We start from the raw sequence: 10,518 nt of genomic DNA on the forward strand, positions 1-10,518 counted from the left end.
TACGTTATAAGGCATCAAAGCAGAACGCAGTCGGCAAATTATAGTTTATCGTCAAATGTAAGTGTTGCGGGGATGAAAAAAAAGCTACGGGTTAGAATCCTCACTCAGCCGCAAGTGGCGCTTTTTTTTGGTAAGTTTGGATGTTTTAGCTTGTGAATAGCGGATTTTTGGCCGATTCCGATCACCGGGAGCAGTATCAAAACAGGCAAATTTGATGCTTATTTGCAGCGGACAAAAATAAGACGCCTTATAACAACATATAAAAACAATGCTCAAACCTGTCTCAAATCGAAACGCCGTGCTCCCTTGCAACGCCTGATTGTCCTGCGGACAATCAAGCTCGCCAGCCCGCACAGTTTTTATACGGGACGTTGTGAGTCATCAAAGCGGATCGCAGTCGGCACTTTTCAGTTTATCTGCAACTGTAGTTTCCTGCGGGACGAAAAAAAAGCTACGGGTTAAAATCATCACTCACCCGCAAGTGGCGCTTTTTTTTGGTAGATTTGGATGTATAGGCTTGTGAATAAGCGGATTTTTGGCCAATTCTGATCACCAGGAGCAGTAACAAAATTGGCAAGTTTGAGGCTTTTTTGCAACCTACATAAATTTAAAGACGCCTCACAACAGTATATAAAAACAATGCTCAAACCAGTCTCAATTCGAAACATCGTGCTCGCTTGCTTAGCTGATTGTCCTGCGGACAATCACGCTCGCCCGCTCGCACAGTTTTTATACGGGACGTTGCCAGTAATTTGAATGAAAAACGCACAGATAAAAATATTACTATTTTCTATAATCGTTTTAATCATTTCTTGTTCGACAAATAAAGGATTGATTAAGAGAGAAAAATCGGTTTTCGGAACTGTGAAATATTACGTGCAGACGGACTTGAATGACGAAGGTTATAAAAAACGGATGATAATAAAAGTTGCGGATTCTGTTTATTACAGCTTTTATTCAGACGGAATTAACAAGAGTACTAAAAAGGACAAGAATTCGGTTTACCGTTTATTTTATGAAGAAGTACCAAAAGAGTTGGATGCTCAAATTGCCTACCAAAAGTTATCGAAATTGGACTCACTAATTTTATCGAGTTCGAACAGAATTTTGGACTCGCTTAAATGGAAAGATTTTAAGCGTTGGAATGGAGCGACAGCTTTTAATATAGAAGTCATTTACTATCACGGATTCCCTAAAAATGGAAAATTTGAACCATATTGAACGGAATAAAAAACTACTGGCAACAACATATAAAAACAATGCTTAAATCTGTCTTGAATCGAAGGTCAGCGCTCGCTTGCAACGCCTGATTGTCCTGCGGACAATCAAGCTCGCCAGCTCGCACTGTTTTTATACGGGACGTTGTAAACAAGGCAAAAAAGGGCATTTTTGGATGGTCAGTTTTTGGAACCTTAATTTATTACCTTTTGCGTCGGACAAAATCGGACAAAATTAAAATCTGATTTACCACTCAAAAAGGGGATTTTTAAAACAAATTTTTGGATGTCGCAAAATTATCGGACTGACAATCGCAACGGATAATAAAACCAGGCTGGGAAAAAAAGCCCAGTTTACAACACTGTATAAAAACAATGCTTAAATCGATCCCAATTCGAAACTCCGTGCTTGCTTGCAACGCCTGATTTTCCTTCGGAAAATCATTCTGGCTGGCTCGCACAGTTTTTATACGGGACGTTACCAAATATTTAAAAAAACAAATGAAAATTATACCACTAAAAACTTACGCCAATGGAGAAATTTATCTAAAAGATAACCAATTGGATATTAATGATAAATCGGGAAGGATGAATAACAACCTTTTTAAAGGTCTCCCTATTTTCTTTTTAATTCTTGGCGTTTACCAAATTTTTGATGCTTTTGCGACGGATAATTTACTTCATTTAACAGTCACATTAATTTCAGCTCTTTTGTTATTAGCCATTCCCGCAATGGTATATTACCCTAATCTTAAAAGATCTAATAAAACTGAATTAAAAATTTCTGAAATAAAAAATGTTCAGCTCAAAAAGCTTTTCGGAGAATTGATTATCGATTTTCAATTGTTCGATAATTCAACCCGTAGAGTATATAATTTAAAAGATCTGTCGGACTGGGAATTAATTAAAGCATATTTAATCCAAAATAAAATCTCATACTTAGACTAAAACATTTGGTAACAACGTATAAAAACAATGCTTAATTTGTTCTCGAATCGAAACTCCGTGCTCGCTTGCAACGCCTGATTGTCCTGCGGACAATCACGCTGGCCAGCTCGCACAGTTTTTATACGAGACGTTGTAAACAAGGCAAAAAAGGGCATTTTTGGATGGTCAGTTTTTGGAACCTTAATTTATTACCTTTTGCGTCGGACAAAATCGGACGGAATTAAAATCTGATTTACCACTCAAAAAGGGGATTTTGAAAGAAAATTTTTGAGGTTTAGAAAGAACAGCGGACTGACAATCACAACGGATAAAAAAACCAGGCTGGGAAAAAAAGCCCAGTTTACAACACTGTATAAAAACAATGCTTAAATCGATCCCAATTCGAAACTCCGTGCTTGCTTGCAACGCCTGATTTTCCTTCGGAAAATCATCGCCGGCAATCGCCGCACAGTTTTTATACGGGACGTTGTGCTTAATGCAAAAAAAATGAGAAAAACACAATAAACAGCTGTGGGAATAAATAACTGGAGATGGAAAAGCAACATAAAATATACCGACTAAAACTGAATTAAATGATTTTACTTTTCATTATTGCAATTTCTTTTGTGCAATTTGGTTTGTATTACTTAAATAGAAAATATAAAACCAAACTTCCGAATTTTGTAATCCTTGTTATTATATTAATCTGTTATTTTTTCGTGTTTCCAGGATTTTTCTACCCAGAACCTAAAACGGATGGAATAAATTGTGGCTTACCGATTTTCGGAATAACCTTCGCATTTTGGATTTTTGGAACTATAGCTGCACTGATAACCCATTTTGGTTATAAAAGACTAAAAAAAGCACTAAGCACAACAACATATAAAAACAATGCTTAAGCCAGTCTCGAATCGAAAGTCCGTGCTCGCTTGCAACGCCTGATTGTCCTGCGGACAATCAAGCTCGCCAGCTCGCACTGTTTTTATACGGGACGTTGGCTGTAATCAAAAAAATATGAATAAAAAGGAATCTTTGGGAGACGTGTTTCGAAAAAAAGTGGGACTGGCTATCTGTATTTTTCTTGGTTTGTTTTTTCTGTACGAACATTTTGCCAATCCAGAAATTACTCAAGAAAAAGACCTGACCACTCTTGATGTTGAAATCGAAGATTACACTTTCGAACGCTATGAAGATGATAGTAGAAGATATCCAACCTATTATATAAAGACATTTCAATACCATAATCTTTTTAAAGTGACATCAGATGATATATGGTTATTCAATATGAATCAATTCGAGACCGACAGTTTGAAAAATAAACCTATTCAAATAAAAATAGCAAGTGAAGAAAAAGCTGATTTAAACCGACCTGACGAAATTATTTCTCTTTTTGAAATATCGAAAGCCAGTAACTTATACTTGAGTTCTAAAGAAACTCTGAGGGAAAATCAAGGTCCAGTGCATCTAATGCTCTCATTCGGATTTTTCGGAATGGCAGGTTTTTTATTAGTGCTTTTAAAAAAGAAACTATAGAAAGACTACAGCCAACACTATATAAAAACAATGCTAAAACCTGTCCCAATTCGAAACTTCGTGCTCGCTTGCAACGCCTGATTGTCCTGCGGACAATCACGCTCGCCCGCTCGCACTGTTTTTATACGGGACGTTGGCAGTAATTTAAAAAACTTAAAATTAATAATATGTACCAAAAAGAATTTCCGATTGACAATAAAAAAGTCGTCATTGAATTAGAGAAAAACCCAACAGATAATAAAGTTTTATTGGATGTTAGTTATGTCGGACTAAATCCCATAAAAATTTATAGTCAGGATTTGGATACAAATTTTGAAGATTTAATTCCTTCCAAAGTTGGACGGAGTATTTTTGGAGATGATAAAGAACACATTTCATCTATAATGCTAGGTGAACTTAAAAATATCCTTCAAAAACATATTGATAAAAATAAAAAATTATCAGAAGCGGATTTGACTATTTACGTCGCTGAAACTATTATTTTTCTAGAGGCATATATTAATCAGATTCTCAAAAAACCCTTTGATGAGGATGAAAAGAAAAGCCAATTTTTGACTTATTTCAATTTTTACAAAATGCAAATCGACGGTAAATATGAAGAATTTTTAAATAAACTATAAAATGGAAAAAGATTACAGATTAATACAAATCATCGAAAGCCGAGATAATATTACTCGAGAGAAAATTTTAATTTTCGAAATGGCTTTGGTTGAGTACAACTTTAATAGAACAGGATATAATTTCATCCCAACGCCATCAGTAAACAATCATTTTTTTGTTTATCCAAATAAATCAGATATAGAAAATTATTATATGTCGGAACCAGAAGAAATAAAAACCCTCGACCTCAATGCTTTTAATGATTATATGATAAAAACTCCAGAAGGAATGAGAAAAACTTTTTTTATCAAAGAATTCGACGAACGAAGAAAAAATATAAAATTAAATCAGGTTTAAAGTTTAAGAATTTAGGTTTTGTGGAAGTACCAAAACTACTGCCAACAATGAATAACACAAATTGCGGATTACCTGCCAAAAATGGCATTTTTTGACTGCCTTTAAAAACTGTGTTTAACTCAAAAATCAAGTCTCTTTACCCGCAACTTGCGTTATTCGGGACGTTGTGAGTTATTGCAGAGCGGAAGGGAGCGCAGTCGGCAAATTATTGTTTATTGTCAAAAGTAGATGTTGCGAGGAAGAAAAAAAGCTACGGGTTAAAATCATCACTCAGCCGCAAGTGGCGCTTTTTTGGGTGAATTTGGATGTTTAGGCTTGTGAATAATCGGACTTAGGACGGCAGTTTATTATCTGGAAAAAGTATTTATATTGGACAATTTTTAGGCCTCTATGCTGCGGACAAAAATAAACAACAACTCACAACAGCATATAAAAACAATGCTAAGGCTTGTTCCGGCTCGAAAATCCGCGGCTGCTTGCAGCGTCGGATTTTCCTGCGGAAAATCAAGCTCGCCCGCAGCACAGTTTTTATACGGGACGTTACCATACATTTCAAAAAAATGCCGAGAATAGAATTACGGACTGAAATTAAAGCGGACAAAAAAATTGTTTTTGATCTTTCACGAAGTATTGATCTACATAAGATATCTACGGAGCATACAAAGGAAACCGCAATTGCGGGAAAAACCAGCGGATTAATCGGACTTAATGAAAGTGTGACCTGGAGAGCGAAACATTTTGGTATTTATCAAAACTTGACTTCGAAAATTACCGAATTTAATCGACCGACTTACTTTGCCGACGAAATGGTAAAAGGAGCATTTCGTAAGTTTAAGCACGAACACCATTTTTCAGACTTAAATGGTGGTACTGTAATGACCGATATTTTTGATTATCAATCACCATTGGGAATTTTGGGATTATTAGCAGACAAAATATTCCTCAAAAAATATATGATTGATTTACTCGAAGAGCGGAATAGAATTGTAAAAGAGTTTGCGGAATCGGATAAGTGGAAAGAACTTGTTACTGATAAAAAAACGTATGGTAACAACATATAAAAACAATGCTTAATTTGTTCTTGAATCGAAATTCTGTGCTCGCTTGCACAGCGGATTGTCCTGCGGACAATCACGCGCGCTGGCTCGCACTGTTTTTATACGAGACGTTGTGAAAAATGCCTCTGACAAAAAAAACGCAAGAAAATTTAAAACTAACTCGGATAAAAAACTGACTTTCAAAATGCCATTTTTGGAAGGAAAGATAAATTAATTTTAAAAAGATAAATGGCGACGGACTTCACACTCAAACGGAGAAAAAAAGAAACGCGAAAAATATCATTTTTGAGAGGTAAGAAAAATTTATTTTAAAACTAAACTGTAACGGATTTTCTCACTCGGACGGACAAAAAAGAGAACGCAAATTTGCCCTTTTTGAGAGGTAAGAAAATATAACATTAAATTTGAAACGCAGCGGATTGAATAGCGGATCGGCTCACTCAGGCGGGAGGCACTATTTCACAACACTGTATAAAAAAAATGCTCAAACCAGTCTCAATTCGAAAATCCGTGCTTGCTTGCAACGCCTGATTGTCCTGCGGACAATCAAGCTCGCCAGCTCGCACTATTTTTTATACGGGACGTTGGCACTAATTTGAAAATACTATGAAAAAGACATTAGGATTTTTAATTTTAATTCTGACTTTGACATTCCAAAGTTGCACAAAGGGGGAAGATGACTTGATTAGTCAAAATTGTGAAATAGACTGCACAGAAATCATTGGAAAATTAATGACTGACTTTGGAACCACTCCAATTGCAAATCATAAAGTAACAGTTATATGGGACAATACAAGATTCGCTTCTGGAACTGTTAGAACAAAAGCAACTACAAGGACTGATTCCAATGGCGAATTTTATTTAAAGTTTTTTATTCGCGATGATGAATTAAATGAAGGAATCCATAGATTGTATTATGACGAATTAAATGGTGATGAATTTCTTCGTGCGGATTTGAATGGAATTACGATATATCCAACTATTCGTGATACTATTATGCTCCGAAATCATAATGTTCCTAAAAAAGCATTTTTGAATCTAAGTATAATGAATTTGGATGACCTACAGGAAGGTGATAGTTTCTCAACAAATTTTAAAAACTTAAGTCCTATTGGATTTTCTCAATCGGTCGGTGGATCTATTAATCCTTGGTCTAATGACTCTGAAAACGATAGATTAATTGAGATTGCAGCAAATCAACCTGTAATTCTAGAAATTATTAGGGATATAAATGATGTGATTACAAGAGAAAGTGACACATTATTTGTGAACTCAGGAACCACCTTTAATTATACAGTGGATTTTAATAATTAAAAAACTAGTGCCAACAATATATAAAAACAATGCTCAAACCTGTGCTAAATCGAAAGTCCGTGCTCGCTTGCAACGCCTGATTGTCCTGCGGACAATCAAGCTCGCCAGCTCGCACAGTTTTTATACGAGACGTTGTGAGTTATTGCAAAACGGAGGGAAGCGTGGTCGCCAAATTTTGATTTTTTTTGCTAATTTCATTTTCCAAGGGAAGAAAAAAAAGCTACGGGTTAGCATCCTCACTCTGCCGCAATTGGCGCTTTTTTTTGGTATTTTTGGATGTTTTGGCTTGTGAATAATCGGACTTTTAACCGCAGTTTATTATCTGGAAAAAGTATTTATATTGGGCATTTTTAGGTCTCTATGCTGCGGACAAAAATAAACAACAACTCACAACAGCATATAAAAACAATGCTTAAGTCAGTTCAAATTCGAAACGCCGGTGCTCGCTTGCAACGCCTGATTGTCCTGCGGACAATCACGCTCGCCAGCTCGCACAGTTTTTATACGAGACGTTGTGAGTTATTGCAAAACGGAGGGAAGCGTGGTCGCCATATTTTAGATGATCAGCAACTGTAGTTTTTTTGGGGATGAAAAAAAGCTACGGGTTAGCATCCTCACTCTGTCGCAAGTGGCGCTTTTTTTAGGTATTTTTGGATGTTTTGGCTTGTGAATAATCGGACTTTTAACCGCAGTTTATTATCTGGAAAAAGTATTTATATTGGACAATTTTTAGGCCTCTATGCTGCGGACAAAAATAAACAACAACTCACAACAGCATATAAAAACAATGCTAAGGCTTGTTCCGGCTCGAAAATCCGTGGCTGCTTGCAGCGTCGGATTTTCCTGCGGAAAATCAAGCTCGCCCGCAGCACAGTTTTTATACGGGACGTTGTGCAAAAGTTAAAAAAAGATGTATAAATATAGATTTCTACTTTTACTGGGGCTTATGGTTTCTTGCAGTTCGAACGTGACTGAGTTCGGAAATTCGGAACTAATGCAAAAACACAATCCTATTACCAATTCCCAGTTGAAAGAGAATAATAGTGATTTTGACAATGATACTGTGAGACTGGTGGGGGAATTACACCTTGACTTGGAGAACAAAGGGATTTTCTTGGATTCACACAAGATATGGATTGATTCTTTTAAGCCCGCTTCGGATCTGGATACCATCTGGGAATATATGAACGGGAAAGAAATTGAAATTATTGGACTGTATCAATCTGGTCAAAGCGGACATTTGGGATTTTATGACGGACAGTTAAAAGAAGTGTATTATATTAAAACCAAGTAAAAAACCTTTGCACAACACTATATAAAAACAATGCTAAAACCTGTCTTGAATCGAAAGTCTGTGCTCGCTTGCTTTGCGGATTGTCCTGCGGACAATCAAGCGCGCCAGCTCGCACAGTTTTTATACGAGACGTTATGCGCAATCGCAAAACAAAAAAATGAATGTAAATTTTAGAGACAAATTAACAGAAGATGAGGTTGTTAACCTATTATCAGAACAGCTTCAAAAGGAAGGCTGGACAATAACGAAACAATGTTTTGGGCAAACTCGTGGAAATGATATTGAAGCAATAAAAGATGAAAAAAAATTAATTATTGAGGCAAAAGGAGCAAAATCAAATGATTATTCTCCTACCAAAAAAAGAGATTATTTTAAAAGTGGTCAAATAAAATCACATTTTGGGAGAGCAATTGTAAAAATAATGTCAGAAATTGAGAAAAATCCGGAGTTCATTTATGGAATTGCTCACCCTGATGATCCATTAATAAGGAAAACCATAGGGAAAATAATTCCACAACTCGAAGGATTAAATATTAAACATTATTGGGTAAAAAAAGATGATAAAATATAGAGTAAAAGGAAATTTTCTATCAGACAATAATAAAGTTCAAAATATAAATTCCGATTTTTTTGAAAAGCATAATAACCCCTTTAAAGCAAGAAATAAAGCTGTTCAGTATTTCAGAAATTTCATTGAATTATTATTAATTGATTTTAAAGCAGATTTTGATAAAATTTTTCAACAAAAAAACTCAATTGAGATAGATGGAAATATTCTCGAATACGTCTCGAAATATGGATTAAGTCTTGAATACACATTCGATGAAGTCCAATTTCATTTAATTGATTTTTGCGGCGAAATAGATGCTGACACATACGACAATATAGCTATAGGGTTAGAAAGTGAATTGGAGTATTACAACAAGCATTCATTTGAATATAAAAATTCACAAAAAATTACCTATTGCAATCAAGGAGAATGGATCGAAGGTTTTACTGAAGATGAACCCAATACATTTGAGATTTTAGAAACCACTACCAAGTTTGAGGATAAATCAAAACCATATTGGTGGCTTAGTCTAGATGAAAAGAAGAATTTATTAAAAAGTATAATCCAAGATGCTCAAATTGAAAAATCTTTAATTGTTGGGGAAAACAGTTTTACAGAATATAAACCTGCATTACTATATAATTTCAAAACAAAAAAGGCTTCCATTGGAGTGAAAAACGTAATCGCTAAAGTTATCTGTAGTTTCTTAAATTCAAATGGTGGCAAACTCTATATTGGTATAAATGATAATGGAGAAATTCAGGGATTAGATTATGATTTTTCTCTTAAAAATAAGGAAGATGAATTTGACTTTTTTAGAATTGAATTTGATAATATGTTATTTCAATTTTTTGACAAAAGCGTTTATCATTTTATAAAGGCAGATTTTAATTTCGATTATGAAAAACCATTTTTCTTGGTATCTGTAAAACCAAGCGATAATCCAGTTTTCTTAGTCAACCATAAAGATGGTCAAAAAGAATTTTACATTAGAACAACTACTTCATCAATCAAAATTAATGATCTCCAAGAGGTTGTGAAATATTGTATTTCACATTGGAATAATCGTAATAGCGACAGCGCATAACACTGTATAAAAACAATGCTTAATTTAGTCTTGATTCGAATGTCTGTGCGTACTTGCTGCATCTGATTGTCCTGCGGACAATCATCGCCGGCAATCGACGCACTGTTTTTATACGGGGCGTTGTGAAAAATGCCTCTGACAAACAAAACGCAGGAAAAATAAAAACTAACCCGGATAAAAATCTGACTTTTAAAATGCCGTTTTTGGAAGGAAAGATAAATCGAGTTTAAAAAGATAAATGGCGACGGAATTCTCACTCAAACGGAGAAAACAAGAAACGCGAAAAATATCATTTTTGAGAGGTAAGAAAAATTCATTTTAAAACTAAACTGTAACGGATTTTCTCACTCGGACGGACAAAAAAAGAGAACCGATATTTGCCCTTTTTGAGAGGTAAGAAAATATAAACTTTAAATTTGAAACGCAGCGGATTGAATAGCGGATCGGCTCACTCAGGCGGGAGGCACTATTTCACAACAACGTATAAAAAAAATGCTCAAAACTGTCTTAATTCGAAACTCCGTGCTCGCTTGCAACGCCCGATTGTCCTGCGGACAATCAAGCTCGCCAGCTCGCACTAT

Annotated in this window: 11 protein-coding genes; all 11 read left to right on the top strand. The window is 35.3% G+C overall.

What is annotated here, in order from left to right; all coding sequences use genetic code 11:
- Nucleotides 1-756: 756 nt before the first annotated feature.
- The 11 genes from RM545_RS17110 (at nucleotide 757) to RM545_RS17160 (ending at nucleotide 9,937) form a co-directional block, all read left to right on the top strand.
- Nucleotides 757-1,221, top strand: coding sequence for a hypothetical protein (locus tag RM545_RS17110; protein WP_311496504.1), 465 nt, complete (start codon nucleotides 757-759; stop codon nucleotides 1,219-1,221).
- 497 nt (nucleotides 1,222-1,718) lie between these two features.
- Entirely contained in the window at nucleotides 1,719-2,165 is a 447-nt protein-coding gene (locus RM545_RS17115; protein ID WP_311496505.1) for a hypothetical protein, read from the top strand.
- Nucleotides 2,166-2,737: 572 nt separating this feature from the next.
- The gene (locus tag RM545_RS17120; RefSeq protein WP_311496506.1) at nucleotides 2,738-3,043 is read left to right on the top strand and encodes a hypothetical protein; all 306 of its coding nucleotides are present in this window, start codon (nucleotides 2,738-2,740) and stop codon (nucleotides 3,041-3,043) included.
- 115 nt (nucleotides 3,044-3,158) lie between these two features.
- A complete protein-coding gene (locus RM545_RS17125; protein ID WP_311496507.1) occupies nucleotides 3,159-3,677 on the top strand; it encodes a hypothetical protein in 519 nt (172 codons plus the stop codon).
- Between the two features lie 167 nt (nucleotides 3,678-3,844).
- Complete coding sequence (locus RM545_RS17130; protein WP_311496508.1) at nucleotides 3,845-4,297, top strand: hypothetical protein; 453 nt, start codon at nucleotides 3,845-3,847, stop codon at nucleotides 4,295-4,297.
- A 1-nt stretch (nucleotide 4,298) separates the two neighbouring features.
- Nucleotides 4,299-4,634 carry a hypothetical protein gene (locus tag RM545_RS17135; protein ID WP_311496509.1) on the top strand — a complete coding sequence of 112 codons (336 nt, stop codon included), beginning with the start codon at nucleotides 4,299-4,301 and terminating at the stop codon, nucleotides 4,632-4,634.
- Between the two features lie 560 nt (nucleotides 4,635-5,194).
- A complete protein-coding gene (locus tag RM545_RS17140; RefSeq protein WP_311496510.1) occupies nucleotides 5,195-5,695 on the top strand; it encodes an SRPBCC family protein in 501 nt (166 codons plus the stop codon).
- Between the two features lie 603 nt (nucleotides 5,696-6,298).
- Nucleotides 6,299-7,006, top strand: coding sequence for a hypothetical protein (locus tag RM545_RS17145; protein WP_311496511.1), 708 nt, complete (start codon nucleotides 6,299-6,301; stop codon nucleotides 7,004-7,006).
- 994 nt (nucleotides 7,007-8,000) lie between these two features.
- Complete coding sequence (locus RM545_RS17150) at nucleotides 8,001-8,300, top strand: hypothetical protein (RefSeq protein ID WP_311496512.1); 300 nt, start codon at nucleotides 8,001-8,003, stop codon at nucleotides 8,298-8,300.
- A gap of 157 nt (nucleotides 8,301-8,457) precedes the next feature.
- Nucleotides 8,458-8,871, top strand: a complete 414-nt coding sequence (locus RM545_RS17155; protein WP_311496513.1) for a hypothetical protein — start codon at nucleotides 8,458-8,460, stop codon at nucleotides 8,869-8,871.
- Nucleotides 8,858-9,937, top strand: a complete 1,080-nt coding sequence (locus RM545_RS17160; protein WP_311496514.1) for an AlbA family DNA-binding domain-containing protein — start codon at nucleotides 8,858-8,860, stop codon at nucleotides 9,935-9,937. Before RM545_RS17155 ends, RM545_RS17160 begins: the two co-directional genes overlap by 14 nt.
- Nucleotides 9,938-10,518: the final 581 nt, after the last annotated feature.

The sequence above is a fragment of the Autumnicola lenta genome (assembly GCF_031846515.1).
GTDB lineage: Bacteria > Bacteroidota > Bacteroidia > Flavobacteriales > Flavobacteriaceae > Autumnicola > Autumnicola lenta.

Bases quoted from the DNA above. Each gene is read 5' to 3' on its own strand.
- RM545_RS17140 (WP_311496510.1), top strand. From the start codon at position 5,195: ATGCCGAGAATAGAATTACGGACTGAAATTAAAGCGGACAAAAAAATT.
- RM545_RS17160 (WP_311496514.1), top strand. From the start codon at position 8,858: ATGATAAAATATAGAGTAAAAGGAAATTTTCTATCAGACAATAATAAA.
- RM545_RS17110 (WP_311496504.1), top strand. From the start codon at position 757: ATGAAAAACGCACAGATAAAAATATTACTATTTTCTATAATCGTTTTA.
- RM545_RS17135 (WP_311496509.1), top strand. From the start codon at position 4,299: ATGGAAAAAGATTACAGATTAATACAAATCATCGAAAGCCGAGATAAT.
- RM545_RS17145 (WP_311496511.1), top strand. From the start codon at position 6,299: ATGAAAAAGACATTAGGATTTTTAATTTTAATTCTGACTTTGACATTC.
- RM545_RS17125 (WP_311496507.1), top strand. From the start codon at position 3,159: ATGAATAAAAAGGAATCTTTGGGAGACGTGTTTCGAAAAAAAGTGGGA.
- RM545_RS17120 (WP_311496506.1), top strand. From the start codon at position 2,738: ATGATTTTACTTTTCATTATTGCAATTTCTTTTGTGCAATTTGGTTTG.
- RM545_RS17130 (WP_311496508.1), top strand. From the start codon at position 3,845: ATGTACCAAAAAGAATTTCCGATTGACAATAAAAAAGTCGTCATTGAA.
- RM545_RS17115 (WP_311496505.1), top strand. From the start codon at position 1,719: ATGAAAATTATACCACTAAAAACTTACGCCAATGGAGAAATTTATCTA.
- RM545_RS17150 (WP_311496512.1), top strand. From the start codon at position 8,001: ATGCAAAAACACAATCCTATTACCAATTCCCAGTTGAAAGAGAATAAT.
- RM545_RS17155 (WP_311496513.1), top strand. From the start codon at position 8,458: ATGAATGTAAATTTTAGAGACAAATTAACAGAAGATGAGGTTGTTAAC.